The organism is Hyphomonas sp., assembly GCF_041398385.1.
In the GTDB taxonomy this organism is placed as follows: domain Bacteria; phylum Pseudomonadota; class Alphaproteobacteria; order Caulobacterales; family Hyphomonadaceae; genus Hyphomonas.
The window spans coordinates 678,077-704,909 of sequence record NZ_JAWKUW010000001.1 but is presented as its reverse complement, the minus strand read 5'-3'; the positions used below and the strand labels follow the sequence as shown (position 1 = coordinate 704,909).

Here is a 26,833-nt window from a genome sequence, read left to right as displayed (position 1 = left end):
TCCCCTCCGGCCCGAGTTGGCGCAGGTTGCCCGAAAGGCATCCGGCAGAGATGCCGCATGCCTCAGGGAGTAATGCGCGTATGAGTGACACTCAGGTCGTCGGACCCGCCGTCGCGGCACCAGAATCCAGTGTTCACGCCGAGGGTGGCCCGTTCGGGATCAAGGGGCTCGCCTGGGCCATTTTCGAAGGCGCGCGCAACCCCTATTACAATCTCATCGTCATCTACATTTTCGCGCCCTATTTCGCCAAGGAACTGGCCGGGGGCGGGGGGAACGGGCTCAGCCTGTCCGGGCTGACCATCACGGTCGCCGGCATCGCCACCGCGCTGACGGCGCCCTTCCTGGGCGTGATCGCGGACAAGGCCGGGCGCCGCAAGCCGCCCATCGCCTTCTTCATGGCCCTGATGGTGATGTGTTCCCTCAGCCTGTGGTGGGCGCGGCCGGAAGGGCCGCTGACCATGTGGCCGACCATGCTGGTCCTGGCGGTCGCCTATTGCTGCTACGGTTATTCCGAAGTGCTGCACAATGCGATGCTGCCGAGCGCCGGGCGCCCGAGCGCGCTGCCCTACATCTCCGGCCTGGGCCTTTCGATGGGCAACATTCTGAGCGTCGGGATCCTGATTTTCTTTCTGTTCGGCCTGCTGCTGCCGGGATCAGGCTTCCCGCTCGCGCCGGAGCACCAGATCATTCCGCTGGACCGCGCCTCGCATGAGCCCGAACGGTTCTCCGGCCCGTTCGTCGCGGTCTGGATGTCGGTTCTGTTGATCCCGTTTTTCCTGTTCATGCCGGATGGCGTGAAGGGCGGGCTGTCTTGGAAGCAGGCCGCAGCTGACGTGTTCCGGGGAGAAGACCGCCATGAAGGCAAGGCGCAGAGCTTCGCCGAGCGGGTGCGCGTTCTCAAGGGATACCTGAAGGGCCTGTTTCGTGAGCATCCGCAGACCATGCGGTTTCTCATCGCCCGCACGATCTATGCCGATGCGATGTCGGCCCTGCTGACACTCGGTGCCGTGTTCGCCGGCACCTTCCTTGGCTGGAGCGGGGTGGAGATCCTTTTCTTCGGGATCACCGGCGTTTTGTTCGGGGCAGTCGGCGGATTTGTCGGCGGGTTCCTCGACCGGCTTCTTGGCCCGAAACTGGCGCTGTGCTGGGAGGTTGGCATACTGGTCGCGCTGCTGTTTGCCCAGCTGTCGATCACGCCCGATGCGCTGCTCTTCGGGCTCATCCCCGCCGCAACCCCTGTGTGGGACAGCCCGTTCTTCGACACCCTGTCGGACATCACCTATTTCCTGTTCATCATACCCATGGCGATCGTGGTCGTGGCGTCCATATCGTCCAGCCGGTACATGCTGGTGCACATCGCGCCGCGTGAGCGGATCGGGGAATTCTTCGGGCTTTATGCCATCGCCGGCACGGTGACGGTGTGGATGGGGCCGGGGGTTGTCAGCCTGCTGACCTGGATGACGGGCAACCAGCGCATAGGCATGAGCGGTATCGGCGTCATGTTCCTGATCGGCCTGATCATCCTGTGGCGTGTGCACGCGCCCAAGCGTGAGCACGCGGCTTGACCGGACATGAAAAAAGGCCGGCATCCTGAGGACACCGGCCTTTCCGAAATGCTCCTGGGAGGGAGAGAGGGGAATCAGCTCGTCGGGCCGAAGGGCGTGTCGCCATCGTCTGCCGTCGAGACGCGCGTAATCTTGTCCACACGGCGCGGGCGCAGGTAGAACTTATCGCTGATCGTCTTGGACGTCTGGATCACATAGCCGAACGAGCTGTCATAATCGTACTCGACCTCGGCCATCACGATCGAGCCGGGGGAGGGGATGATCCCCGCCGGCACAACGACCGTGGCGCCGGGCGTATAGGCATCCATGTTGTAGGCATCCGACCAGTCGACCTTGGGATTGCCGTCGCCATCGTCGACGATGCTGGTGATGCGCATGCGGGCATCCCCCGCATTGTAGGGCTGCATCATCACTTCGGCCGCCTGGAACATCTCGCCCATGTCATTGTCGGTGACAGTCGCGAGACGCGCGGTCAGGTCGCCGAGGCTGGCGGAGGTCGAGGTGACGCGGCGGTCGACGCGCATCAGCAGGCTGAGCTCGACGGCACCAAGATAAATCAGGATGAGGACCGGGGCGATCAGCGCGAATTCAAGCGCCGACACACCGTCTTCATTATAGCGGATGCCGCGGACACCGCGCCATTTCAGGCGGGGATTGAGGCGGGACAGGATCGAACGGCGGGCCATCGTATCAGTCTCCGAAAGGTTCGTTGCGGAAAACGGCATTGGCCTGGATCAGGTGCTTGGAGCCGTTCATGTTGGCGAGCGGGGCCGACATGATCGGGGTCAGCAGCGTCCATTCGTAGAAGACGCGCACCGCGACAACGTCATTGGCGCCGCCCGGATCGAAGCCGAAGCCGGCATCGTCGAAATTGCCATCGCCATCCAGCGGCAAATCGGACGAGGCCGAGCCGAAACCGGACAGCTTGCGCACGTCGATGTGGAGGTTGCTGCCGCAGTCCAGGAGGCCGAAAAGCTCGGAACAGATGGCATCGCGGAAATCCGATTCCGAGAAGCCGGCTTCCTGTGCCTGGCCGGTGCGGATTTCGCGGGAGGCCTCGGAAATCGAATGTTCGAGCACAGTCGACATAATGAACAGGAGGCAAACCTCCAGCAGGCCGAACACGATGAAGAAGAATGGAATGGCGATCAGTGCGAATTCCACCGCAACTGCGCCGCGACGCTCCTCCGCCCAGGCGAGAAACTTCTGGCGCAGGCGCGGAACAAGAATGCCCGGAGCATTTGAAAACATGCCGATCCCCTTCCGAGACAGGTTCAGCATTCCAAATAGCAGGCTTGGGTTGGTACCCCGTTTAGCCGACCTGTAAAATTTGATCGATCTGGCAGGGCCGCGGTAAACAACAAGGGCGCCAGTCTGAAACGGGCGCCCCTGAGCATTGTGTATAAGGAATCGTGCGCCGGGCTATTCGCCTTCGGTCAGCGACTGGGTGTCGCGCTGCTGTTTCATCAGCGAGTCGAAATATTCCATGTCGTCGCCATTGCTGAGGACGGAGCGGCAGTTCGGTGCACAGTCATAGGTAAAGTTCGAACCCGAACGGTTCACCGTGACGAGGTTGCTGGAATTCACCGTAACAACAACGTCGCTGGAATAGATCTGGTTCCCGGCCCGGTCGAACACCATGAGGTTGGTCGTGCCGAACGTCTTGCCGGTGACAAAGATAAGGTGATCGTTATGAACGGCGACATCGGCGATGTTCCGGTTACCGAGGACGACGCTGGCGGCGGCGCCCTTGAGCTTCACCGGAACGGTCTTGTTGGCTTCGACCGTAAGAGGGCCGGCCATAGCGGGCAGGACCGCAGACAGGCCCATCAGGGCAAGTGCGCAGGTGCGGGCAGAAAATTTCATGGCCGAAAACTCCGGTTCGGATTTTCCTCAATGTCGTCGAAGAAGGTTGAGCGAGTCCTAATCTCTTACAGGCTGGCGTGACTTCTGTATCAGGAGGGACAGGATCTTCGGAAACCCCCGTGAAATGGGCGTTTGAGCGGGTAAACAAATTGCTGATTCCGCTTCATGGATTTTCTGATTCGATAAACCGGGTGTGAAGGGTACTCGTGTAGTGTGCATCGTGTTCCGGCAGATAAAGAGACCGGGGCGCGAACAAATGCATGATGGGAGTTTCCAATGTTTGCACGTTTCCTGAAAGACGAGTCGGGCGCTACGGCTATCGAATACGGCCTGATCGCTGCTCTGATCGCAGTTGCTATCATCGGCGGTGTGACCGCTGTTGGTAACGCAACGAACGCGAAGTTCAACTACGTTGCTGGTAAGCTCGCCTAATCGAGCTTAGTCAGTAGACTTCGGAAGGCCGCCGGAATGGTTCCGGCGGCCTTTTTGATTCTGCGCAGCGCCGCAATTGCCGCGGCGATCAGGTTTCCTTAGGGATTGTCGGTCAGGGTCGGTCCGGATTTGTTGTTCCGGGATCGTACAATGATTTTGACCTTGCTCGGCGTCGTGTTCCTAGCGCTCTGCGTCTTCGCAGCCCTTCACGATATACATAGCCTGAAGATTCCGAACTGGCTGAACCTGACCCTTGCGGGCCTGTTTATCCCCGCTGCGGTCGTTTCCGGCCTGCCGCTGGAAGTTCTCGGTGGACACCTTCTGGTCGGACTTGCCGCATTCCTCGTCGCCTTCGGCCTGTTTGCCTTCAATATTTTCGGGGGAGGGGACGCCAAGATGATCCCGGCGGTCATGCTCTGGGTCGGCCCGGCCGCCTGGGTCGAGTTCGTGATGGGCATGGCGATTTCCGGCGGTATCCTTGCACTGATTGTCCTTATGGTGCGCAAGACCGTGCCTGCGGTCATGGTGCCGGGCGCCATCCGGGCGCCGTTTGAGGAGAAGGCGGGTGTTCCTTACGGCGTTGCGATCACCGCCGGCGTCTTTATCGCCGGTCCGGTGTCTCCAATTCTTTCCCAAGTCTTAAGAACATTCGGCATTTTCGGTTAACGTTGCTTTAGGCGAGCTGTGGGAATCTCCGCGCTGGATGGGAACAGCTCACGGCGATTTCCTGTATCTGCGTATCGTTTCTGAGGGGAGCAATCTTCCATGTCACCCATGCGACTCATCATTCTGCTCGGCGCCGCGGCTGCGGCGATTGCAGCGGCGTTCCTCGTGCGGGGCATCTCGAAGCCCCAGACGGTAACGCAGACCGTCGTCGAGTCGCAGACCGTTGTGGAGACACAGGAAGTCTCCGAAACGCATGTCCTCGTTGCCAAGCGCGATCTTGTCGTTGGCGACTTGCTCTCACCCGATGATTTCAAATGGTCGCCCTGGCCGGAAAAGAGCATCGTGCCGGGCTATCGCACCGAAGAAGACAGCCCGCAGGCCATTGACGAGCTGTCCGGCAGTGTCGTGAGGATCCAGATCTACGAAGACGAGCCGATCCTCCCGCAGAAGCTCGTCATGAAGGGCGAGACCGGCTTCATGGCCGCTCTGCTGAAGCCTGGCATGCGCGCCATCTCCGTCGAGATCTCCACGGAATCCGCATCCGGTGGCTTCATCCTTCCGGATGACCGGGTGGACGTCATCCTGACCTATGACGTTCAGGTGCAGACATCGGAATCGATCATGGAGCGTCCCGTCACCGAGACGATCCTGCAGAATGTCCGTGTGCTGGCCATCGACCAGGTGTTCGCCCAGGGCGAAAGCGGCTCGCCGTCACAGATCGGCAATACCGCGACGCTGGAAGTCAATCCGTCCGAGGCAGAACTGATCGCGCATGCCCAGCGCCTCGGCACACTTTCGCTTTCGCTGCGTCCCTGGGCCGACGCGCTTGACACCGGTTCGCGCGGTGCGCGCACGGATCTTCTGGTCGGCGGCAATGGCGGCGGCAACGGGGTCACCGTATTCCGCAACGGCCAGGCATCGGCCGGTATTGGGGGTAGCTGAGACATGAAACCCATCCTGACCGCACGAACGGCTGCCGTTCTCGCACTGTCAGCCCTGATTGGTCCGGCGGCCTTCGCCGGACCCAATGACATGGGGACGCGGATCACCGCACCAGGTGACGCCGACTATAGCCGGCACGTGACGCTCGGCCTCAACAAGTCGATGGTGGTCGAACTTGATACGGCCGCTGCCGATGTCGTGATCACCAATCCCGAAATCGCCGATGCCGTCGTGCAGACCTCGAAGCGGATCATTTTCCGCGGCGTGAATTATGGCCAGACCAATGCGTTCGTGTTCGACAAGGACGGCAACCAGTTGCTGAACCTCGAAATCGGCGTCGAAATGGACATGGCGAGCCTGCAGCAGCTGATTTCGCGCCATGTTCCGAATGCACGCGTGAAGATTGAAGGCCTCAACGGCAATGTTGTGGTCACAGGCACGGTCGACAGCCTCGCAGAGTCGGATGCGGTCCAGCGCCTCGTCGCAGCCTATATGGGCGCCGGCGAAGACATGCAGATCGTCAACATGATCAACATCGCTGCCAAAGACCAGGTGATGCTGGAAGTTCGCATCGTCGAGATGCAGCGCAACGCGATCAAGCAGCTGGGCATCAAGCTGACCGGCCAGCCGAGCTTCGGCGATCTCGGCAATCTCGTCGAGCGCCAGCTGTTCGCAGGCAATCCGCCACTGGCCCAGGATATCCTCACCCGGGAACCTGGTCTGCCGTTTGATATTTCCGGCGGATTTGAAGTTGCCAACGGCTTTCCGATCCAGGGGCGCACCCTGGGCGGCCTCGGCGCGAGCATGGGGTACACCAACTATGTCGGCACCGACCTGCAGTCCTCTGTCGGCTTCACGCTGAACGCTCTGGAGCGCATCGGTATCGTGCGCACGCTGGCAGAGCCGAACATTGTTGCCATGTCGGGCGAAAGCGCGAAGTTCCTCGCCGGTGGCGAGTTTCCTGTCCCGGTCGGGCAGGACCAGAACGGCCGTATAACGGTCGAGTTCAAGCCTTACGGTGTCGGCCTCGGCTTCACCCCGGTCGTGCTCTCGGAAGGGCGGATCTCGCTGAAAGTGTCTACCGAGGTTTCCGAGCTGACCTCTCAGGGCGCCTTTCAGGGCCAGGCTCGCACCGGCGTCGACAGCGAAGGCAACATCATCTCCATCGAAGGTATCACGCTGCCGGCATTGACCGTGCGTCGCGCTGAATCCGTGATCGAACTGCCTTCCGGCGGCTCGATGATGATGGCGGGTCTCATCCAGTCGAAGTCGCGTCAGAACATCGACCAGATCCCGGGCCTTAAGAAGTTGCCGATCCTCGGCGCGCTGTTCCAGTCCCGCGATTTCGTCGAGGAAGAGACCGAACTGGTCGTCATCGTGACGCCTTACCTGGTCGATCCGACCCAGAAGAACCAGCTTCGCACGCCCGCTGACGGCTATGCCAACGCATCGGATGCGAAGACCATCTTCTTCGGCAAACTGAATGAACAATACGGCCGTGACGGCGAACCCGTCGATGCTGCCGAGTATCGCGCCCCTGTGGGCTTCATCGAGGAATAGGGGACCAGAAGGTGACCAAGATTCTGAAACCTGCTGCATCGTTGCTTGCCGCCGGCCTCGGCCTGACCGTTCTTTCGGGCTGCAGCAGTGTCGCGCCGACATCGGTTCCGAAGAGCTATCTTGAGGGCACGGTCCTTGACCGGCACCCGATCCGTGTACAGAAGCGGACCGAATTCCTTGAGGTTGGCATCCATCCCGAGGCAAGCGAACTCAGCAATGCCGACAGATCCCGTATCGCGGGGTTCGTCGCGGCCTATCGCGACCATGGCCACGGGCCGCTGATCATGTCCCTGCCGGCATCGTCATCGAACCCGCAGCTCGCGGTCGAAGCCGTCGCTGAGGCGCGCGCGATCGCCTATGAAAACGGTGTGCAGTATGACGAGATCGCCGGAGGCAACCACGGCGCGCGCTCCGGCAAGTCCGAACCGATGATCCTGGCATTCCAGACTTATGATGCCATTGCACCTGACTGTGCATCGCAGGCGACCGTCGACTTCTCCGACATGAGTTCGAACAATGAACTGCCGACGCTGGGCTGCGCTGTCCGCGCGAACCAGGCGGCAATGATTGCGGATGCGGCAGACCTCCTCGGGACGCGTCCGCTGGAAGAAGGGGATGCGGTGCGCCGCGGCGTGATCCTGCAGAAATTCCGTGAAGGTGAATCCACCGGGTCGTCGCGGTCGGCTGAAGAGTCCGGCGCGATTTCCGAAGCGGTGAAAGAGTAGAGTTGAACGAAGAGGGACAAGCGAGCGATGTCTAAAGAGAATGCTCTTTTTGAAGACGATCTTGAGTCTGACTTCGAAGATGTCTTTGCTGACGATCCGCTGATGGAGAGCCTGACGCCGAAATCGGCAGTCGAGCAGGATCCGTTCGCGCCGGCGACAGAAACCGAGGTCATGGTGGATCTCGACGTGCCCCAGCGCGCGGTCGAATACGAACAGCCGATCTTCACCATGCCTGAGTCCGGGGGCGGCGACGCCATCCTGCCGGCGATTTCGATCAAGCTGTTCTATGAGCGCGAGGAAACGCGGCTTCTCATGGAAGTCTGCGCGAAGGATCGCCGCATGGGCCGCGCCACGATCGACATGGTGCCGGGCGGTATTCCGGCCGCAATCGATTTCATGCGCCAGAACCCGACGCCGAACCTTCTCCTGATCGAATCGACGGCCCGTTCCGCGCAGATGCTGAACGAAATCGACATGCTGGCCGAGTATTGCGACGAGAACGTCAAGGTCATGGTGGTTGGTGCGGTCAACGACATCATGCTGTACCGCCAGCTGGTGGCGCGGGGCGTGAGCGAATATATCGTGCCGCCGTTCCAGCCGGTTCAGGTGATGCGGTCCATCTCCGCACTTTTCGTCGATCCGGATGCTCCTTTTGTTGGCAAGCAGATTGCGATTGTCGGCGCCAAGGGCGGGGTAGGGGCCTCGACCATCGCGCACAACCTCGCCTGGGCGCTCGCCGAGAATGTGAAGGTCTCGACCACGCTGGTCGACCTCGATCTGTCCTTCGGTACGACGGCGCTCGACTTCAACCAGGAGCCGTCCCAGACCGTCGCGGATGCGCTGCTGCAGCCGGAGCGCGCGGATGACGCGGTGATCGAGCGGCTGCTGGCAAAGGCAACCGACCGCCTGTCGCTGTTCACGGCCCCGGCAACGATCAACCAGATCATGGACATTCCGGACGAGTCCTATGCGACCGTGATCGAGGGTGTGCGTCGCAACGTGCCGTACCTCGTGCTGGACATGCCGCATGTGTGGAGCCGCTGGGTGCAGCGCACACTGATCGCTTCGGATGAAGTGATCATCGTTTGCCAGCCGGACCTCGCTTCGCTGCGCAACGGCAAGAACTTCATCGACCAGCTGAAATCGGCGCGCCCGAACGACAATCCGCCGCGCCTGATCATCAACATGACGGGTGTGCCGAAGCGTCCGGAAATTCCGGTCAAGGATTTCGGCGCGGCAATCGGCCTTGAGCCGGAAATCGTCCTTCCGTTCGAACCCGAACTGTTCGGTACGGCAGCCAATAACGGGCAGATGATTTCGGAAACCGATGCGGCGGCAAAGTCGTCGCAGGCGATTGATCACCTGGCCTCGACCCTTACGGGCCGGGCGGTCGCCATTCAGCAGAAATCCCTGCTGAAGAAAATTCTCGGCAAGTAGGACACAGGGCGCGAGCGAGTAGATGGCATTCGGAAAAAGGTCTCCTTCGGCAGCCCCAGCAGCCCCGGCGCCCGCAGCAGCGGCTGCGGCTCCGGTCGCTCAGCCGCGTCCGCAGGCCCAGCGCCCGACGATGCCCGAACCTGTCGCTGTCAAAGGCGCGCCCAAACCCGCGCCGAAGCCGGACCCCAAGCCACAGGCCGTTGCCAAGCCGGAGCCAATCCGCCAGATCAATCAGCAGTCTGAGCAGTATTACCAGACCAAGACGACGATCTTCAACGCGCTGATCGACACGATCGACCTGTCGCAGCTCGCCCAGCTCGATTCGGAAAGCGCCCGCGAAGAGATCCGCGACATTGTCGTGGAAATCATCAGCATCAAAAATGTCGTGATGTCGATTTCCGAGCAGGAACAGCTGCTCGACGATATCTGTAACGACGTTCTGGGTTATGGCCCGCTGGAGCCCCTGCTTGCCCGCGACGACATCGCCGACATCATGGTGAACGGCGCGGACACAACCTATATCGAAGTCAATGGCAAGATCGAGCGGACCAATATCCGCTTCCGCGACAATGCCCAGCTCATGAACATCTGTCAGCGGATCGTGAGCCAGGTCGGCCGCCGGGTCGACGAAAGCTCGCCGATCTGTGACGCACGCCTCCTGGACGGCTCCCGTGTGAACGTCATCGCGCCGCCGCTGGCGATCGACGGGCCGACGCTGACCATTCGTAAGTTCAAGAAGGACAAGCTGAAGCTTCAGGATCTGGTAAATTTCGGCTCGATCAGCGAGCCGGGCGCCGAACTCCTGCGTATCATCGGCCGGTCCCGCTGCAACGTCCTGATCTCCGGGGGTACGGGTTCGGGCAAGACGACGCTGCTCAACTGTCTCACCGGCTTTATCGATCCCGGCGAGCGCGTCATCACCTGCGAAGACTCCGCCGAACTCCAGCTGCAGCAGCCGCACGTCGTGCGTCTCGAAACGCGCCCGCCGAACATCGAAGGCTCGGGCGAAGTGACGATGCGCGAACTGGTCAAGAACTGTCTGCGTATGCGTCCGGAACGGATCATTGTCGGCGAGGTTCGCGGACCGGAAGCTTTCGACCTTCTGCAGGCCATGAACACCGGTCACGATGGCTCGATGGGTACGCTGCACGCCAACAGCCCGCGCGAAGCGCTCTCGCGTGTCGAATCCATGATCACCATGGGCGGCTTTTCCCTGCCGGCAAAAACCATCCGTGAAATGATTGTCGGTTCGATCGATGTCGTGGTCCAGGCGTCCCGCCTCCGCGACGGTTCGCGCCGCATCATGAACGTGACCGAAGTTTTGGGCCTGGAAGGCGATACGATCGTGCTTCAGGACGTTCTGAAGTACGAAATCGAAGGTGAAGATGCGAACGGCAAGGTTGTCGGCACGCATCGCGGCACCGGTGTCGGCCGCCCCCGCTTCTGGGAACGCGCCTCCTATTACAACTTGGAGCGCGAGCTTGCCGCCGCGCTCGACGCCCTGGGAGCTTGAGGCATGGGCGCAGACCTGACCACATTCCTGATTGCAGGCCTTGCATTCCTCGCCGTCGTCGGCGTCGGTTTCGCGCTGGCCGGCGGGGAAGGGGAGGCAGCCAAGAAGCGCGCGCGCGCGATTGGTGCCGGCGCGACTCTGTCGGGCAAAGGCCGCAATGCCAAGGTCATGGACGACGCCGCCAAGCGCCGGGCGAAGACCCAGGAAATGCTGGATTCGCTGCGCAAGCAGGGCAAGGAACGCAAGAAGATCGACTCGGCGCAGACGATCAAGGCGAAACTCACCCAGGCCGGGATGAACGTGCCGGTGTCGACCTTCTGGATTTTTTCGCTGATTCTCGGCGTCGTGATTGGCGCGGTCGTTTTCATGTCGGGGGCGGACGGCCTTGTTGTTGCCGGTATGTCGCTCAAGAGCCGCCCGCTGCTGGTACTCGGCGCGTTTGCGGCAGGCGCTTTCGGCCTTCCGCGCTTCCTGCTGAATTCGCGCATCAAGGGCCGGCACAAGAAGATGCTGAACCAGTTTGCCGACGGCCTCGACATCATCGTGCGCGGTGTGAAATCCGGTCTGTCGCTGAACGAATGTATCCGCATCATTTCCAAGGAAAGCCCGGAGCCGCTGCGGTCGGAATTCGCGACGCTGGCGGACAACCTCTCCATGGGTGCAGGCACAGAGCGTTCGCTGAACAGCTTTTACAAGCGGATCCCGCTGCAGGAAGTCAACTTCTTCGTCATCGTGCTGCTGATCCAGTCCAAGGCAGGCGGCAACCTTTCCGAAGCGCTTGGAAACCTGTCGAGCGTCATCCGCTCACGGAAAATGATGCGTGAAAAGATCAAGGCGATGTCGTCGGAGGCCAAGGCCTCGGCAGGCATCATCGGCTCGCTGCCCTTCGTGGTCGGCCTCCTCGTCTTCCTGTCGACGCCCGGCTACATCATGGAACTCTTCATCACGGAGACGGGGCATGTCTGTCTGGCCTCAGGGGCGCTGCTGATGACAACCGGCATCCTGACGATGCGCAAAATGATCAATTTCGACATGTAGGTGCGGTGAGATGTACGAGATCCTTCTTGCCCTGACCAAGCCCGACACGCTGGCCTCGCTTATGGTGGCGCTGGCTGTTTTCGGCACGGCCGTGACCGTGTTCATGCCCTATCTTCAGGGCGACAAGCTGGAAACGCGCCTCAAAGCCGTTTCGACCCAGCGTGAAAAACTGCGCAAGCAGAGCCGCGCGGCGCTCGAAGCCAAGGCGCCGGGCCTGCGCCGCAAGGACGATTCTGCCATCGGCGAGATCAGCTCAAAGCTGAATCTGCAGAAGATGCTGGAAGACCCGAACGTTCAGCAGAACATGGCCAAAGCCGGCCTGCGCGGTCCCGGCCCGGTTTCTGCGTTCTATTTCGCACGCATGACGATGCCTTTCGCCGGGATCTTTCTGACCTTCATCTATGTGTTCTTGATCAACGATCACGGCATGAACACGATGATGAAGTACGGCTCGCTGCTGTTCGGGGCTGCGGCCGGCTTTTATGCGCCAAACATCTATGTCTCGAACCTTGCCGCCAAGCGGCAGAAGTCGATCATGCGGGCCTTCCCCGACGCGCTCGACATGCTGCTGATCTGCGTCGAATCCGGCATGTCGATCGAACTCGGCTTCCATAAGGTCAGCCAGGAAGTCGGTTCTGCGTCGCCGGAACTCGCCGAGGAATTCGGCCTGACGGTTGCCGAACTCGCTTACCTGCCAGACCGCCGGATGGCCTATGAGAACCTTGCCAAGCGGACGGGCCATGAAGGCGTCAAGGCAGTCTGTATGGCCCTCGGCCAGGCCGAGAAATACGGTACGCCGCTGGGCTATGCGCTGCGCGTGATGGCCAAGGAAAACCGCGACATGCGGATGGCCGAGGCCGAGAAGAAGGCAGCCGCTCTGCCGGCCAAGCTGACGGTGCCGATGATCCTGTTCTTCCTGCCCGTGTTGTTCCTGGTTGTGCTCGGCCCGGCTTATATCAAGTACCAGCGGATGCAGCAGAAGAACGAGTCCGCGCCGGACATCAAGGAAGGCCAGGAAGAGGGCCGCCGTGCGGATCTCGACCTCCTCATCCCCGTCGAGATCATCGACCGCCGTAACGCCTGATCGTCCGGACTCCGCCGGCATGTAATACGGTGGGTTCCGCCCGGGCGGCGGTCAGGCTAGACCGGCCCGCATGACACAGACCCTTTCCGATACTGCACGCGCCCTGCTCGGTGAGCTCGGCATTCCTGCAACCGCGCTTGGAGGCGGCGATTTGCCGGTTTGCACGCCGCTCACCGGCGAGGTGATCGCGCAGGTTCACACGTCCAGTGCAGCGGATGTCGACCGTACCCTGCAGGAGGCCAGCGACGCCTTCCGCGCCTGGCGCAGCGTGCCAGCGCCGCGACGCGGCGAACTCGTGCGCCTGTTCGGCGAGGAGCTGCGGACCAGCAAGTCGGCGCTCGCCGGGCTCGTCACGCTGGAGGCCGGCAAGATTCCCTCCGAAGGGGAGGGCGAAGTGCAGGAGATGATCGACATCTGCGACTTCGCCGTCGGACTGTCGCGCCAGCTGCACGGCCTGACGATCATGTCGGAACGCCCCGGCCATCGGATGATGGAGACGTGGCATCCGGCAGGGGTGGTTGGCGTGATTTCGGCCTTCAACTTTCCCGTCGCGGTCTGGTCTTGGAATGCCGCGCTGGCGCTGGTGTGCGGCGATCCGGTGGTGTGGAAACCGTCGGAGAAGACGCCGCTGACGGCGCTCGCGACCATGGCCATCTTTCGCCGCGCGCTGGCCCGCTTCGGCGATGCGCCGGACGGGCTCGCCGCCTGCCTCATCGGGGGGGCGGATGTGGGCGAAGCGCTGGCGCGCGATCCGCGTGTGGCGGTCGCGTCCGCAACAGGATCCACCCGAATGGGACGTGCAGTCGGCCCGGTTGTGGCGGCGCGCTTCGGCAAGTCGATCCTGGAACTCGGTGGCAACAATGCCGCGATTGTCTGTCCGTCGGCGGATCTCGACCTCGCGGTGCGCGCCATTGCGTTTTCCGCCATGGGCACGGCAGGACAGCGCTGCACCACGCTGCGGCGCCTGTTCGTGCATGAAAGCCTGTGGGACACGCTGATGCCCCGGCTGGAGGCTGTGTGGCAGTCTGTGAAAGTGGGCAATCCGCTGGACGGCGCTGTCCTGGTCGGACCCCTGATTGATTGCCGTGCGCATGAGGCAATGGAAGCGGCGATCCATGAGGCCGGCACGCTGGCGGCAGAGGTTATCGGGGGCGAACGCGTCGACACCGGCGCCCCGGACGCCTTCTATGTCCGCCCGGCCATCGTGAAGATGCCGGCGCAGGAAGGCCCGATGCTGCGCGAGACATTCGCGCCCATCCTGTATGCGCTGCGCTACACGACGCTTGAAGAGGCGATTGCCCTCAACAATGCCGCCAGCGCGGGCCTGTCTTCCTCGATCTTCACCACCGACCTGCGCGAGGCAGAAACATTCCTGTCAGCCACCGGCAGCGATTGCGGCATCGCCAATGTGAACATCGGCACGTCCGGCGCAGAAATCGGCGGGGCGTTTGGCGGGGAGAAGGAGACCGGCGGCGGGCGGGAATCCGGCTCCGATGCCTGGAAGGCCTATATGCGCCGGGCAACGAACACGGTGAATTATTCCCGCGACCTGCCGCTGGCCCAGGGCGTCAGCTTCGATCTTTAAGGATCAGGTGCCGGACCGGCGCAGGCGCAGGCCCGTTCCCGCGTCGACGTCCTGGGCCGTTTCGGCGTCAGCGATCGGCATGGGCTCATCCTCGACCGGCGTGCTGGCCGACGGGACCGGCTTTTCTTCCGGGGTGGGAAGGGCGGCCTGGGCGGGTGCGGAAGGATCGCGGCCGATCTCGGATGAGGCGGCCAGCGCGTCCCAGCTGCGCACGGGATGAATCATCTCCTGCAGCAGTTCGATGTTCTGCTCGATCACCTTTTCCGGGGCATAGGCGCCGGACAGGGATTTCATTTCGTCGAAGCGGCCCTGCAGGCCGAGCACGAGGGCGAGGTTCTCGCGTATGCGGATGTCGGTCGGGGCGATCGTGCTGGCCTTGCGCAGCTTTTCCTCCGCGCCGGTCAGGTCACCGGCAAGCGCCAGCGACAGGCCGAAATTGGCGAGCGTCGAGGCACGTTCCGGTTCGATGGTCAGGGCCTTGGCATACGCATTCTGCGCCGCGACCGAATTGTCGAGCTTGTCGAGCGCCGTGCCGAGTGCGGCCCATGCCTCGGCGCTGCCGGGATCGATCACCGTGGCCTGTTCGAAGGCGCGCGCGGCGCCCATCGGGTTGCCATGCGCGGCCAGCGCACGGCCAAGCGTCATCAGGACGCGCGGTTCGTGGGGGTGGACAACCAGAACCTGCGACAGCACTTCGATCGCGCGGTCGTTCGAGCCGATATTGCGCAACGCTTCGGCGAAGGTGAGGGCATTTTCCAGATTTTCCGGATCTTTGGCATGTTCCTTGGCCCAGAAATTCGCGCGGGTCAGCGGGTCGGCATTGTTCGCGGCGTCGATCTCTTCCTGGCTGGCCGGCTTCATGGCGTCTTCCACGGCCCGGGCCAGTTCGGCGTTGGCCTCTGCCTGTGGATCTGGCGTGCTGGCGCAGCCGGGAACGAGGGTCGCTGCAATAGCCAGTGCTGCCAGTGACGTTTTGGCTCTGGACATGGGGGCGCTCCGCGTTTGAATCAGGCCAGTTCCGGTGAGTCTGGACCGCAGTGCGTCAAGGATCAGTTAACGCCTGTGCCGGCTCCATTAACTTTTGCCGCCAAGAGGCTGATTTCATGCACAAGAGTTTCACCGCCCGCGCAGATGCGCCAGTCCAAGTCTGGCTTTACACATCGCAGGCGTTCAAGGCGCTGAAGGTCGATCCTTTCCCGAAGGCGCGGGCCCTGGCAGAGGCGCAGGACTTCACCGGCGCGGCAGGGCAGGTGCTGCTTGCCCATGGCGAGGACGGCGCGCTGGCGAACGTGTTGTTCGGCCTTGGCAAGGGAGATGATGCGCTGGCAGTCGCCGCACTCTCGGCGAAACTGCCTGCAGGCGCCTACAAGGTCGTCGAGGAAGGGGGCCTTTCGCCGGCCTCTGTCGCTGCCGGATGGGCCGATGGCGCCTATCGGTTCGACCGCTACCTCAAGGACAAGGCAAAGCCGCCAAAGCTCGTAATTCCAGGAGGCAAGGCAGGAGAGGCGCTGTCCCGCGAGGCGGACGCCATCGCCCTGCTCCGCGACCTGGTCAACACACCGGCTGGCGATCTCACGCCGGCGGCCGTTCATGCCGTGATATCGGACCTCGCGGAGGAATTCGGCGCCACTGTCAGCGTTGTGGTTGGCGACGATCTCATCGACCAGAACTACCCGATGATCCACGCCGTCGGCCGGGCGGCGAAGGCAAAGCCGCGCTTCGTCGAGCTGGAATGGGGCAATCCCAAGCATCCGAAACTGGCGTTGGTCGGCAAGGGTGTGACCTTCGATTCCGGCGGGCTGGACATCAAGCCTTCAAGCGGCATGCGGATCATGAAGAAGGACATGGGCGGCTCGGCGCACGTTATCGCCCTGTCGCGCCTTGTGATGGCATCCGGTCTGCCGGTGCATCTGAAGCTGTATGTACCGACAGTGGAAAACGCGATCAGCGGGGATTCCTTCCGGCCGGGAGACATTCTGTCGTCGCGCAAAGGCCTTACGGTGGAAATCGACAATACCGATGCAGAAGGCCGGCTGATCCTGGCCGACGCGCTGGCGCGGGCGTGCGAGTTCGAGCCGGATCTGCTGCTGGACTTTGCCACGCTGACCGGCGCGGCCCGGGTCGCGCTGGGCGCTGATCTGGCGCCCGTCTATTCCGATGACGAACAATTGGCGGCGGATGTGCTGGCAGGCGCAGCAGCGTCGGGCGACCCGGTCTGGCGCATGCCGCTCTGGGATCCGTACCTCTCCGAGCTGAAAAGCCCGATCGCGGACCTTGTCAACTCCGGCAGCGCGTTTGCCGGCTCGATCACGGCGGCGGTGTTCCTGAAACAGTTTGTTGATGCGAAAAGCTGGGCCCATTTCGATGTCTGGGCCTGGCGGAAGGGCAAGTATGGCCGGCCGGAAGGCGCCGCCGCCTGTGGCCTGCGCGCTGTCTGGCACATGCTCCAGGCGCGCTATGGCTGAGGCCTAGTTGCCGCTGATGCGCTCCAGCGGGCCGCCAGATTCGGCCTCGATGCGCTGGGCTTCGCGGACCTGACCGCGCAGGACCAGAACGTCGATGTTCTCCGGGTCGGCGGCCATCGCCGCGGTGACGTCGGCCATGGCCTTGTCGGGCTCGCCCTTGGCGAGCCAGGCCTGGCCACGCAGCTGGTAGGCATCGCCCATGTCCGGCATGCGGGAGAGGGCGTCGTCGAGATCGGCAATCGCCTTGTCGTAGTTGGCGAGCAGGAAATGGGCACTCGCCCGGTCGACCAGAAGTTCCGGCGCGTCGGGGGCTATTTTCAGGGCGCCGTCGAACGCTGCCAGAGCGTCATCTGCTGCACCGGCTTCGATGAAGGCGTTGCCGGCCTGCGAGAGATAGGCCGCGCGCTGTTCCAGCGTGCCGCCATCTGCGGCGTTTGCGAGGCTGACGAGGCGGCTTGCGCCTTCCTCGATATGGCCGAGGGCAATCAGGGCGAGGGCCGTGCACTGGCGTGCACCCGGCCGGTTGCCTTCGAAGGTCCAGGCGAGGCCGTCCTCATAGGCTTCCTCCGGCTCCGACTCGATGCGGGAGACGCAGGCGTCGAGGCGATCCTGTTCGGCCGCAGCGAGCTTTTCTCCGGCGCTCTGCAGCAGGACGAGCGAGACGGCGGCAGCGATAATGGGCATGGATCGGGGGCTCCGGAACCTGTAACGGGACCAATTGATAGATGAGAGCGGTCGCAGGCAAATGACAGTTCAGCCATCTCTGCTTTTTGTGGCGGGCCTTGGCTACAGCGCGCTGCAGCTGGCGCGGGCCTGGCCGGGGCCTGTGGCCGGAACGGTGCGCAGCGCGGCGAAGGCCGGAGCGCTGCGGGCCGAGGGCATCGACGCGCACGTGTGGGACGGCAAGGCACCGCTGGAGCTGCCGGAGGTGGGGACAGTGCTGGTCACTATCCCCCCAAATGAGGCCGGTTGCCCCGTCTTTTCCGCGACCGAAGTGTTGCCGCCGGGGGTGACAGCGGTGACTTACCTGTCGACGACGGGTGTCTATGGAGACCTCAAAGGTGGCTGGGCATTCGAGGACTCTGCCCTGGCGCCGGCCTCGGGCCGGGCGAGGGCGCGGGTGCTGGCCGAGACGCAGTGGCGGGAGCGGGCCGGCGGCCGGCTCAGCATCGTGCGCCTGCCGGGCATTTACGGGCCGGGCCGTTCGCCCTTCGACCGGCTGAGGGACGGCACGGCGCAGCGTGTGGTGAAGCCGGGACAGGTCTTCTCCCGCGTGCATGTGGAAGATATTGCGAGTGGCCTCGGCGCCCTGATGCACCGGCCGGGCGCATCAGGCGTGTTCCATCTGTGTGATGATGAACCGGCCCCGCCGCAGGATGTGACGGCCTATGCCGCCACGCTGCTCGGCCTCGATCCGCCGCCGGAAGTGGCGATCGGGGAGGCAGGCCTCAGCCCGATGGCGGCGAGCTTCTACGCCGAGTGCAAGCGCGTCTCCAATGCCCGCGCCAAGGCGGCGCTGGGCTGGCGGCCGAAGTACCGGACGTATCGGGAGGGCCTGACCGCAATCCTGGCCGCCGAGCGGGCGGCAGGGACCTGACGGATCAGCCGTGAACCTCCCGGCTGTCGTCCGGGGCCCCGGCACGGTCCGTCAGGCCATAATCGCGCACCACTTCAACCACGCGCAGGCGATAATCGCGGAACAGGCCCGCCCGGCCCCGCGCCTGCGCATTGCGGTGGGGGCCGAGATTGCGCCAGGCCCGCACGGCGGCCTCATCGCGCCAGAAGGACAGCGAGAGGTATTTCCCCGGCGTGGAGAGGCTTTCAAACCGCTCGATCGACACAAAGCCATCGATACCGTCCAGCAAGGGCCGAAGGGCAGCGGCCGTCTCGAAATAGGCGTCCGCCTTGCCGGGCAGGGGCTCAAGCTCGAACAGGACGGCGATCATGGCTGCACCAGTGCCGCATGCGGCGCCGAGGCGAGCTTCAGGAAGATCCGGTCCTCGCGATGAATGAACCGCTCGGCCCGCGCGAATTCATAATTCTCGCGGCCGATAGGGTCTGCGGCGAGTCGCTGCTTGTAGGCTTCATAGGCGGCCAGCGAGGGCAGGGTGTAGACGCCATAGGCCGTGGTGGCCGAGCCTTCGTGCGGGGCGAAATAGCCGATCAGGTCTGCGCCGCAGCGTGGAATGGCCTGGCCCCACTGGCGGGCATAATGTTCGAAGGCGTCTTTGCGGAACGGGTCTATCTCGTAGCGGATGAAGCAGGTGATCATGGGGGCTCCTTTCATTTGCCTGCCTGATAGCCGATTGTGCGGCGTGAATGGTTCGGTTACTGTCGAACCATGAAAGACGGCCCCGACATTTCCCGCATTGCCGCCCTGATCGGAGACCCGGCCCGCAGCAACATGCTGCTGAGCCTGATGGACGGGCGCGCCCTGACGGCGAGCGAACTGGCCGAGGCCGGCGGCATCACCAAGCAGACGGCGAGTTCGCATCTTTCCCGCCTGACGGAAGGCGGGCTGCTGGCGCGGGAGGTTCAGGGCCGGCATCATTATTACCGGCTGCGCGACGGCGATGTGGCCCACGCCATCGAGGCCCTGCTGCATGTGGCCGAACGCGGCCCGGGCAAGCGCACGCGGACGGGGCCGGCCGATCCGGCGCTGCGCAAGGCGCGCGTCTGTTATGACCATCTGGCCGGCGAACTGGGCGTGCACCTGTTCGACACGATGAAGCAGGGCGGCTGCCTGTCGGAGATGGACGGGCAGGTCGCGCTGACGCCGGCGGGCTGGGCCTTTCTGGAACAGGCGGGGGTCCGGGCGGACGGGCTGGCGAAATCGCGCCGGCCCATGTGCCGGGCGTGCCTGGACTGGAGCATGCGGCGCCATCACCTGGCCGGTCGGGCGGGCGCGGCCATCCTGACACGGATCATCGACCTCGGCTGGGCCCGCCGGCGCCCCGGCACGCGCATCATCGCCTTCACGAAGCCGGGAGAGGCGGCGTTTGAGGGCTGGCTGCGCGTTGCGCCGCGCGCCACTCCATGAGGCCGGCAAGGCACATGGCGAGGAAAATGGCGTAGAGGCCGGACGTGAGCCACAGGCCCTTCACCGCATAGAGCGGGATGTAGATCAGGTCCGCCGCGATCCACAGCCACCAGTTGGCGATCCATTTGCGCGACAGCATGAACTGCGCGACGAGGCTGAGCGCCGTGGTGATCGCGTCCCATCCGGCCACGGTGGAGCCGGTGAACCGGTGGAGGCCGTACTGGATGGCGAGGGCGATGACGACCACGGCGGCAAGGCAGGCGGCGAGCTGCGGCGCGGTGGGGTTATGCACCTTGAGGGCCGTATGGTCCTCCGCCCCGTAGAGCCAGGAATACCAGCCATAGAGCGCAAGGCCCGTATACACCACCTGCAGCCCGGCATCGGCATAAAGGCCCGAGCCGATGAACAGTACAAAGAAGAACGCGTAGTTCGCGATGCCGACCGGGAAGTTTCAGATATTCCGCTTCACGACGAGCCAGACGCAGACGGCGCCGGTGACGAAGCCTGCGATTTCAGTCCAGTCCACGTCGGCGCCCTCCTTGCCCTATCAAAACACTCCCATCTTCAGCCCCGCCCCCAGTGCGGCGCCCAACTCCCGGCATTTCTCAAGCTCTGCTTCCGGAATGGTCTTTTCCGCGAGGATGTCCTCCGGGGTCTGAGCGTCTGTGTTGACGATCAGGGGTGGCTGGACTTCGCGGAGGCGCCAGCCGGTGGCGATGCGGGCGGCCTGGCGGGCGGCGCCGGTGCCGTCGCTGCCGGCTGAGATCATCAGGGCGTAGGGGCGTCCCTCGATCCGTCCGAGGACGGGATAATAGCAGCGGTCGAAAAATTCCTTCATCTCGCCGGAGAGGGCGGCGAGGTTTTCCGGGCCGGCGAAAAGATAGCCCGAGGCGGCGAGCAGATCGTCCGGCGTCGCCTCGGCGGCGCGTTTGAGAACGGTCTCGGTTTCCGCCTGCGCGGCGTCGAAGGCGGCCTCGGCCATCTGTCGCGTGCCGCCGGTGCGGGAATGATAAACGATCAATAATTTGGTCATGGCGGCCGCCATGTTAGACTGCCAGCCATAAAAAGAAATCTGCCGGCACCGCAGGGGCGGTGGCGCAGTCAAATGGAGGAATTCCCATGTCGACGCCAACCCCAGTCGAGATCGAGCTTGATGGCAAGACCTATGCCGGCACCTGGAGCGCGGACGGACACCTGCTGACCACGCGCTATCGCGACCGCGCGCTGACGGACGAAGTGCGCACGACCGCGCCGGCCATCGCCGCGCGCAGCATGCTGCAACGCCTTGTGCGGCTGGCGCATGAGCAGCACGAACAGGCCGGCGGCTAGGCGGCGCTGGCCGCCAGTTCGGCGCAGGTCGCCAGCAGGCGGTCGATGTCCTGATCGCGGGAGAGGCGATGGTCGCCATCCTTGATGAGGGTGAAGACGAGGTCTTTCGTGCTCATCGCGTCGACAAGGCGGAAGGCGTGGGCCCATGGCACGTCCGGATCCTCCGCGCCCTGAAGGATGCGGACGGGGCATTCAAGGTCGATCGGGGCGTCGAGCAGCTGCCAGCTGCGCCCATCCTCGATCAGGGCGCGTGTGATGGGGTAGGGGTCGCCATAGTCGGAGGGGCGGAGAGTCTTACCGGTGGAAAGTATCTCTTCCTGCTGGCGGGGCGTGAATTCCGGCCACATGAGTTTTTCGGTGAAGTCCGGCGCGGGCGCAATCAGCACCATGCCGGCGATCCGCTCGCGCCGGGCGAGGCCGGCGAGCAGGGCCATCCAGCCGCCCATGCTGGAGCCGACCAGCACGAGCGGGCCGTCAGTCAGCGCGTCGATGGCGTCCAGCGCGTCCTGCCGCCATTCGGAAATCGTGCCGTCCTCGAAGGCGCCGGAAGAGTCGCCATGGCCGGAATAGTCGAAGGCGAGGAAGCCGTGGCCTTCCTCCTTCGCCCAGGATTCGAGGCGCAGCACCTTGGTGCCGGAAATGTCGGACTTGAAGCCGCACAGCCAGACAAAGGTCAGGTCGGACCGCGACGGAGCGAAGCGGCGATGGGCAAGGCGCCTTCCGCCGGGAGATGTGAAATGCTCGGTTGTCATTCCCTTTCCGTTCCGTCATCTGTTTCCCCTGTCAAGCGAGCGGGTGGCGAAGCGCCTTGGAACCTTTCCCTGATCTGAGCGGGCACACGATCCTGCAGGTCGCCCCGGAACTGTCTGCGGGCGGGGTCGAGCGCACGGTGCTGGAAGTCACCGAGGCGATCGTCGAGGCCGGCGGCCGGGCGCTGCTGGCCAGCAAGGGGGGGCGGCTGGAGGCGGAGTTCAAGCGCCTCGGCGGCGAGCTGTTCCGCATGGATGCGAAATCCAAGAACCCGCTGGTGCTCAAGGCCAATGAAGGCAAGCTGAAGCGGATCATTGCGGACGAACGCGTGAGCCTTGTCCATGCCCGGTCCCGTGCGCCGGCCTGGAGCGCCTGGGCGGCGGCGAAAGCGGCAGGCATTCCCTTTGTCACGACCTATCACGGCGCCTATTCGGGCACGACGGGCCTGAAACTGAAATACAATTCGGTGATGGTGAAGGGCGATCTCGTGATCGCCAATTCGCAGTGGATCGCCGACCATGTGCACAAGGTCCATGGTGTTCCGTGGGACCGGATCGTGACGATCCCGCGCGGCGTGGACCTCAAAGTCTTCGATCCGGTGATGATCCAGCCCTCCCGCATCGACAAGGTGAAGGAACGCTGGGGCCTGAAGAGCGATCCCCGGCTGGTCCTGCTGCTGCCGGGCCGGCTGACCGAATGGAAAGGGCAGCTGGTGGCGGTCGAGGCGATGGGCTTGCTGGCGCCCGAGGAGCGGGCCGGGCTGGTTCTGGTGCTGATGGGCGATGCGCAGGGGCGCGATGCCTACCAGACGAAGATCGAGGATGCGGTCGTCGCGGGGCATCTCGACGGCCAGGTCATCATCGCCCCGCACGAGGCCGATATGCCGGCGGCATTCCTCGCCTCGGAAATCGTGCTGGCGCCGTCATCCCGCCCGGAAGCGTTCGGCCGGGTCGCGGCCGAAGCCTCGGCCATGGGGCGGCCGGTGATCGTGACCGATCATGGCGGGGGCCGCGAAACCGTGATCGAGGGCGTCACCGGAACCCGGGTCGAGCCGGGCGATCCGCAGGCGCTGGCCGGGGCGATCCGGGCCCTCATGACCATCGGGCAGAGCGCCCGGGCGGGGATGGGCAAGGCCGGGCAGGCGCATGTGCGTGAGCATTTCTCCAAGCGGGGGCTTCAGGCCGCGACGCTCGGCGTCTATAAGCGCCTGATCGCTTAGGGGTTCTGAAGAGGTAGGCATGGCGAAACCCGCAAAGCTGGCGAGCCCGGTTAATCCCGGCGCCAGCGCGAAGGAAGTTCTTGTCATCAAGCTGAGCGCGCTCGGCGACTTCGTGCTGGCGCTCGGAGCGATGAAAGCCGTGCGCGAGTTCCATCCGTCCGCCCGTATCACCCTGCTGACGACGCCGCCCTTCGAAGACTTTGCCAGCCATTGCCCGTATTTCGACCGGGTCGAGACCGATGGCCGCCCGGCGACCATGAAGGCGACGACGGCGCTGCTCTCGCGCCTGCGCAAGGCGAATTACGACATCGTCTACGATTTCCAGACCAGCGGCCGCACGAAAAACTACTTCACGGCGCTCAGCAAGACGGGGAAGGGGCCGCTCTGGTCCGGCCATCATGAGAAGGCGGCCTTCTTCCACGACAATCCGGACCGGGGCACGATGCACTCCATCGACCGGCTGGCCGAACAGCTGGCCGTGGCCGGGGTAGCGCCGGACGGGCGCTGGAACGTCGTCAATTTCCCGAAGCCGGATCTTAGCTGGGTGCGGCCGAAGCTGCGCAATGCGCCGCGCCTGCAGCCGGCCTATTTCGGGTTGGAAGAGCCCTATATGCTCCTGATCCCCGGCGCGTCGGAACACCGTGAAGCCAAGCGCTGGCCGGTCGAGAATTATGCCGAACTGGCCCGCCGGATCGCCGATGCGGGCGCGACGCCGGCGATCATCGGCTCGAAAGCCGAAGGCCAGCTGGCGCTGGAGATCATGAAGCGGGAGAAGCGGGTCAAAAGCCTCGTGACCCGGACGGACCTGTTCCAGATCGTCACACTGGCGGAGAAGGCGGCCTTCGTGGTGGGCAACGATACCGGCCCGATGCACATGGCCGCGATTGCCGGCGCGCCGGGCGTTGCCCTGTTTGCCACCAATGAGAGCAATCCCGACCATGCCGCCCCGCGCGGCCCGAGCCCGGTGATCATCAATTCGGCCCCGACGCTGGCCGAGCTCGAAGTTGACACGGTGTGGCGTTCCGTCCTGGCGCTGGGTGTGCTTCCGGCTTGACCGGGAATGAAAATTTGCCCACTGCGCCGTGCCTTGAAGAAGCCCGCAACTACGGGCATATTCAGCCATCCTGCAAACAGCCACGAAGGAGATCGGCCATAGCTCGCAGACCAGAAACAGACGCACCCCAGAAAGACAAGGGGCCGCGCACCAATGAGGACATCCGGGCCGCAAAGGTCTTGTTGATCGATGAGAGCGGCGAGAAGCAGGGCGTGATGCCGCTGGCTGCCGCGCTCGACGCTGCCCGTGAAGCGGGCATGGACCTTGTCGAGGTCTCGCCGAACCAGGAAGTCCCCGTCGTCAAGATTCTGGACTATGGCAAGCTGCGCTTCGAAGAGCGGAAGAAGAAAGCCGCTGCGAAGAAGAAGCAGAAGTCTTCCGAACTCAAAGAAATCAAGATGCGCCCGAACATCGACACCCATGACTATGAGGTGAAGAAACGGGCCATGCAGCGCTTCTTCGAGGATGGCGACAAGGTGAAGGTCACCCTGCGCTTCCGCGGCCGCGAAATGGCGCACCAGCATCTCGGCATGCAACTGCTTGAGCGGGTGAAGGTGGATTTCGAGGAGAGCACCAAAGTGGAGCTCGAGCCGAAGCTCGAAGGCCGCCAGATGACCATGGTGTTGGCGCCGCGGTGATCAGAGGGGCCGCCATCCTGGCCGGTCTGGCCTTACTGGCGGCCTGTGCCGCCCCTGCGAACGATGTGACGCCCGGACCGGATGCCGAGGCTCAGGCCCCGGCCGGTGGCGGCGACAGGGTCGCACAGCCTGAATGGGATGTGCTGGACCGCGTCGACGATACCTGCGGTCTTGAGGCGCTTAAGCCCTGGCTCGGCAAGCCTTCGGGCGACCTGCCCGAAGGCACGCTGAAGGCGCGGGACCGCATTCTCAGCCCGGATTCCCAGGCGACGATGGACTATGCGCCCGACCGGCTGAACGTGCTGACCAATGACGATGGCATCATCATCGGCCTGAAGTGCGGCTGAGCCGCCGGAAATTTTCCTTGCGTTTGATGTCCTACGGGTCTTGTTGAATTTCAATAAGGACTCAGAGGGCGCAGCATGAACGAGATTTTTCCCCATTTCGATGTCCAGCAGGCGATCGATGCCTATCTGGGCGCGGTGTCCGGTGCCGTCCGCGCGCGCTCGGACGCCTATGATGAGGGCGAGGCGCTGTGGGGCATTGTCGCCTTCTTCGTCAGCCTCGCCGTCACCGTCGGCCTTTACCAGACCGGCTTCTTCCGCCGCGTGCGCGACGGCGCGGAGAAGCGCCTGCCGCGCTGGGCGGCGGTGTTCCCGTTCTTTGCGGTCTATTCGCTGGCGACGGCGATCATTACTTTTCCGCTCGACGTCTGGACCGGCCATTTCCGCGAAGTGAAATTCGGCAACTCGACCCAGAGTTTCGGGGCCTGGTTCGGCGAATACCTGATGAGCATGGGCATCGGCCTCGTGATCGGCGGCATTCTGGTGACGCTGCTGTATCTCGTCATCCGCGCCCTCAAGCGCACCTGGTGGCTCTGGGGTGCCGGGCTGATGACTGCGATGATGGCGCTGATGATGCTGCTCGGGCCGGTTTTCATTTCGCCGCTGTTCAACGACTACACGCCGATGGAGCAGGGGGCGCTCAAGCAGGACATCCTGACGCTGGCGCAGGCCGCGGGCGTGCCGGCGGACGATGTCTACGTCTATGACCGTTCGCGCCAGACCAACACGATCAGCGCCAATGTGTCCGGCATCTTCGGCACGACCCGGATCAGCCTCGGCGACACCCTGATCAAGGATGCGACCCCGGCCGAGGTGAGGGCGGTGATGGCCCACGAGATCGGGCACTATGTGCTCAATCACGTCTATGAGATGCTGTTGGCGATGGCGGTGATCATCGCGCTCGGCTTTGCCTTCGTGAACGGCATGTTCGGGGTTGTCGCCCGCTGGGGCGGGGAACGCTGGGGCGTCGGCGACATTGGCGATGTCGGCGGGATGCCGCTCCTGTTTGCGCTGTTCAGCGTCTTCATGTTCTTCATGACGCCGGTCACCAATACGATGATCCGCACCAATGAGACCGAGGCGGATGCCTATGGCCTCGCCCTCGCGCGGGAGCCGGACGGGTTTGCCGCTGTGTCGATGAAGCTGGGCGCCTATCGCAAGCTGGATCCCGGCCCGGTCGAACGCTTCGTTTTCCACGACCATCCGACCGGCCGCGACCGCGTCACCATGTCGATGGATTTCAAGGGCGCCGAACTTGCCGCCGGCGCCACGGATATCGACCCCGCGATGGCGCCGCTGGTGCCGGAAGTGGAGCGCTATGTCGCTGAACGCGAGGCAGCGCACCAGGAGAAGGCGGGAGAGTAGGGCGATAGACGCGCTTTTCCTTCTAAACTGGGCGCTGGAGGCGCTGATCAGGGCGTCCTGTGAGGATATCCGCCAACGACGGCAAGCGGGCTGAATTACCTGCATTTCCAGCAGCTTCGCCCCCTTGATTCCGCTTCCGCAATCCGTCATAAGCCGCCACTTCCGAGCGATGCGGGCGAACGGCATGCCCCTCTGCTCATAATGACCGGGCCGCCC

30 protein-coding genes are annotated in these 26,833 nt (G+C 63.6%); 20 read left to right on the top strand and 10 right to left on the bottom strand.

Annotated elements, in window-relative coordinates; genetic code table 11:
- The first annotated feature begins 80 nt into the window (after nt 1-80).
- On the top strand, nt 81-1,565 hold the full coding sequence (locus R3C13_RS03460; RefSeq protein WP_371309397.1) for an MFS transporter: 1,485 nt from the start codon (nt 81-83) through the stop codon (nt 1,563-1,565).
- Nucleotides 1,566-1,639: 74 nt separating this feature from the next.
- Here the strand turns inward: R3C13_RS03460 and R3C13_RS03455 are convergent, their stop codons facing one another.
- The 3 genes from R3C13_RS03455 to R3C13_RS03445 form a co-directional block, all read right to left on the bottom strand.
- Entirely contained in the window at nt 1,640-2,251 is a 612-nt protein-coding gene (locus tag R3C13_RS03455) for a TadE/TadG family type IV pilus assembly protein (protein WP_371309396.1), read from the bottom strand.
- 4 nt (nt 2,252-2,255) lie between these two features.
- A complete protein-coding gene (locus tag R3C13_RS03450) occupies nt 2,256-2,816 on the bottom strand; it encodes a TadE/TadG family type IV pilus assembly protein (protein ID WP_371309395.1) in 561 nt (186 codons plus the stop codon).
- A 171-nt stretch (nt 2,817-2,987) separates the two neighbouring features.
- Nucleotides 2,988-3,431 (bottom strand): pilus assembly protein N-terminal domain-containing protein, encoded by a 444-nt coding sequence (locus R3C13_RS03445; RefSeq protein WP_371309394.1) that lies wholly within the window; start codon nt 3,429-3,431, stop codon nt 2,988-2,990.
- A 276-nt stretch (nt 3,432-3,707) separates the two neighbouring features.
- Here R3C13_RS03445 and R3C13_RS03440 point away from each other — a divergent pair, with 276 nt between their 5' ends.
- The 10 genes from R3C13_RS03440 (at nt 3,708) to R3C13_RS03395 (ending at nt 14,413) form a co-directional block, all read left to right on the top strand.
- Nucleotides 3,708-3,863 carry a Flp family type IVb pilin gene (locus R3C13_RS03440; RefSeq protein ID WP_371309393.1) on the top strand — a complete coding sequence of 52 codons (156 nt, stop codon included), beginning with the start codon at nt 3,708-3,710 and terminating at the stop codon, nt 3,861-3,863.
- Between the two features lie 150 nt (nt 3,864-4,013).
- Nucleotides 4,014-4,529: a prepilin peptidase gene (locus tag R3C13_RS03435; protein WP_371309392.1), complete on the top strand. Its 516-nt coding sequence runs from the start codon at nt 4,014-4,016 to the stop codon at nt 4,527-4,529.
- 99 nt (nt 4,530-4,628) lie between these two features.
- Nucleotides 4,629-5,471 (top strand): Flp pilus assembly protein CpaB, encoded by an 843-nt coding sequence (cpaB, locus tag R3C13_RS03430; protein ID WP_371309391.1) that lies wholly within the window; start codon nt 4,629-4,631, stop codon nt 5,469-5,471.
- 3 nt (nt 5,472-5,474) lie between these two features.
- Nucleotides 5,475-7,031: a type II and III secretion system protein family protein gene (locus R3C13_RS03425; RefSeq protein ID WP_371309390.1), complete on the top strand. Its 1,557-nt coding sequence runs from the start codon at nt 5,475-5,477 to the stop codon at nt 7,029-7,031.
- An 11-nt stretch (nt 7,032-7,042) separates the two neighbouring features.
- Complete coding sequence (locus R3C13_RS03420) at nt 7,043-7,756, top strand: CpaD family pilus assembly protein (protein WP_371309389.1); 714 nt, start codon at nt 7,043-7,045, stop codon at nt 7,754-7,756.
- 27 nt (nt 7,757-7,783) lie between these two features.
- Nucleotides 7,784-9,193, top strand: a complete 1,410-nt coding sequence (locus R3C13_RS03415; RefSeq protein WP_371309388.1) for a CpaE family protein — start codon at nt 7,784-7,786, stop codon at nt 9,191-9,193.
- Nucleotides 9,194-9,215: 22 nt separating this feature from the next.
- Entirely contained in the window at nt 9,216-10,706 is a 1,491-nt protein-coding gene (locus tag R3C13_RS03410) for a CpaF family protein (RefSeq protein WP_371309387.1), read from the top strand.
- A gap of 3 nt (nt 10,707-10,709) precedes the next feature.
- Nucleotides 10,710-11,744: a type II secretion system F family protein gene (locus tag R3C13_RS03405; protein ID WP_371309386.1), complete on the top strand. Its 1,035-nt coding sequence runs from the start codon at nt 10,710-10,712 to the stop codon at nt 11,742-11,744.
- A 10-nt stretch (nt 11,745-11,754) separates the two neighbouring features.
- On the top strand, nt 11,755-12,828 hold the full coding sequence (locus R3C13_RS03400) for a type II secretion system F family protein (protein WP_371309385.1): 1,074 nt from the start codon (nt 11,755-11,757) through the stop codon (nt 12,826-12,828).
- A 70-nt stretch (nt 12,829-12,898) separates the two neighbouring features.
- The gene (locus R3C13_RS03395; protein WP_371309384.1) at nt 12,899-14,413 is read left to right on the top strand and encodes an aldehyde dehydrogenase family protein; all 1,515 of its coding nucleotides are present in this window, start codon (nt 12,899-12,901) and stop codon (nt 14,411-14,413) included.
- A gap of 3 nt (nt 14,414-14,416) precedes the next feature.
- Here R3C13_RS03395 and R3C13_RS03390 read toward each other — a convergent pair whose 3' ends face one another.
- Nucleotides 14,417-15,400 carry a tetratricopeptide repeat protein gene (locus R3C13_RS03390; protein ID WP_371309383.1) on the bottom strand — a complete coding sequence of 328 codons (984 nt, stop codon included), beginning with the start codon at nt 15,398-15,400 and terminating at the stop codon, nt 14,417-14,419.
- Between the two features lie 116 nt (nt 15,401-15,516).
- Between R3C13_RS03390 and R3C13_RS03385 the strand changes: the two genes are divergently transcribed.
- On the top strand, nt 15,517-16,878 hold the full coding sequence (locus R3C13_RS03385; protein ID WP_371309382.1) for a M17 family metallopeptidase: 1,362 nt from the start codon (nt 15,517-15,519) through the stop codon (nt 16,876-16,878).
- Nucleotides 16,879-16,881: 3 nt separating this feature from the next.
- Here the strand turns inward: R3C13_RS03385 and R3C13_RS03380 are convergent, their stop codons facing one another.
- Entirely contained in the window at nt 16,882-17,562 is a 681-nt protein-coding gene (locus R3C13_RS03380) for a tetratricopeptide repeat protein (protein ID WP_371309381.1), read from the bottom strand.
- A 61-nt stretch (nt 17,563-17,623) separates the two neighbouring features.
- Here R3C13_RS03380 and R3C13_RS03375 point away from each other — a divergent pair, with 61 nt between their 5' ends.
- Nucleotides 17,624-18,475 (top strand): SDR family NAD(P)-dependent oxidoreductase, encoded by an 852-nt coding sequence (locus tag R3C13_RS03375; RefSeq protein ID WP_371309380.1) that lies wholly within the window; start codon nt 17,624-17,626, stop codon nt 18,473-18,475.
- 4 nt (nt 18,476-18,479) lie between these two features.
- Here R3C13_RS03375 and R3C13_RS03370 read toward each other — a convergent pair whose 3' ends face one another.
- Together R3C13_RS03370 and R3C13_RS03365 are read right to left on the bottom strand one after the other, a co-directional pair.
- Nucleotides 18,480-18,824 carry an antibiotic biosynthesis monooxygenase gene (locus tag R3C13_RS03370; protein WP_371309379.1) on the bottom strand — a complete coding sequence of 115 codons (345 nt, stop codon included), beginning with the start codon at nt 18,822-18,824 and terminating at the stop codon, nt 18,480-18,482.
- Nucleotides 18,821-19,150 carry an NIPSNAP family protein gene (locus R3C13_RS03365; RefSeq protein ID WP_371309378.1) on the bottom strand — a complete coding sequence of 110 codons (330 nt, stop codon included), beginning with the start codon at nt 19,148-19,150 and terminating at the stop codon, nt 18,821-18,823. The genes R3C13_RS03370 and R3C13_RS03365 overlap by 4 nt, the downstream gene beginning before the upstream one ends.
- Before the next feature lie 69 nt (nt 19,151-19,219).
- Between R3C13_RS03365 and R3C13_RS03360 the strand changes: the two genes are divergently transcribed.
- Nucleotides 19,220-19,918, top strand: a complete 699-nt coding sequence (locus R3C13_RS03360; protein ID WP_371309377.1) for an ArsR/SmtB family transcription factor — start codon at nt 19,220-19,222, stop codon at nt 19,916-19,918.
- Here the strand turns inward: R3C13_RS03360 and pnuC are convergent.
- Both pnuC and R3C13_RS03350 read right to left on the bottom strand, forming a co-directional pair.
- Nucleotides 19,854-20,321: a nicotinamide riboside transporter PnuC gene (gene pnuC / locus R3C13_RS03355; RefSeq protein ID WP_371309641.1), complete on the bottom strand. Its 468-nt coding sequence runs from the start codon at nt 20,319-20,321 to the stop codon at nt 19,854-19,856. The two genes, R3C13_RS03360 and pnuC, sit on opposite strands and share 65 nt — an antisense overlap.
- Nucleotides 20,322-20,465: 144 nt before the next feature.
- On the bottom strand, nt 20,466-20,951 hold the full coding sequence (locus R3C13_RS03350) for a flavodoxin family protein (RefSeq protein ID WP_371309376.1): 486 nt from the start codon (nt 20,949-20,951) through the stop codon (nt 20,466-20,468).
- 86 nt (nt 20,952-21,037) lie between these two features.
- Here R3C13_RS03350 and R3C13_RS03345 point away from each other — a divergent pair, with 86 nt between their 5' ends.
- The gene (locus R3C13_RS03345) at nt 21,038-21,247 is read left to right on the top strand and encodes a hypothetical protein (RefSeq protein WP_371309375.1); all 210 of its coding nucleotides are present in this window, start codon (nt 21,038-21,040) and stop codon (nt 21,245-21,247) included.
- Here R3C13_RS03345 and R3C13_RS03340 read toward each other — a convergent pair.
- A complete protein-coding gene (locus R3C13_RS03340; protein WP_371309374.1) occupies nt 21,244-21,999 on the bottom strand; it encodes an alpha/beta hydrolase in 756 nt (251 codons plus the stop codon). The two genes, R3C13_RS03345 and R3C13_RS03340, sit on opposite strands and share 4 nt — an antisense overlap.
- 56 nt (nt 22,000-22,055) lie before the next feature.
- On the opposite strand from R3C13_RS03340, the gene R3C13_RS03335 reads away from it, so the two are divergent.
- The 5 genes from R3C13_RS03335 to R3C13_RS03315 all read left to right on the top strand — a co-directional run bounded on the left by R3C13_RS03335 (nt 22,056) and on the right by R3C13_RS03315 (nt 26,617).
- The gene (locus R3C13_RS03335) at nt 22,056-23,216 is read left to right on the top strand and encodes a glycosyltransferase family 4 protein (protein ID WP_371309373.1); all 1,161 of its coding nucleotides are present in this window, start codon (nt 22,056-22,058) and stop codon (nt 23,214-23,216) included.
- A gap of 19 nt (nt 23,217-23,235) precedes the next feature.
- Nucleotides 23,236-24,270 carry a glycosyltransferase family 9 protein gene (locus tag R3C13_RS03330; protein WP_371309372.1) on the top strand — a complete coding sequence of 345 codons (1,035 nt, stop codon included), beginning with the start codon at nt 23,236-23,238 and terminating at the stop codon, nt 24,268-24,270.
- 98 nt (nt 24,271-24,368) lie between these two features.
- Entirely contained in the window at nt 24,369-24,908 is a 540-nt protein-coding gene (gene infC, locus R3C13_RS03325; RefSeq protein ID WP_371309640.1) for a translation initiation factor IF-3, read from the top strand.
- Nucleotides 24,905-25,255 (top strand): I78 family peptidase inhibitor, encoded by a 351-nt coding sequence (locus R3C13_RS03320; RefSeq protein ID WP_371309371.1) that lies wholly within the window; start codon nt 24,905-24,907, stop codon nt 25,253-25,255. Before infC ends, R3C13_RS03320 begins: the two co-directional genes overlap by 4 nt.
- Nucleotides 25,256-25,330: 75 nt before the next feature.
- On the top strand, nt 25,331-26,617 hold the full coding sequence (locus R3C13_RS03315) for a M48 family metallopeptidase (protein ID WP_371309370.1): 1,287 nt from the start codon (nt 25,331-25,333) through the stop codon (nt 26,615-26,617).
- Nucleotides 26,618-26,833 lie beyond the last annotated feature (216 nt).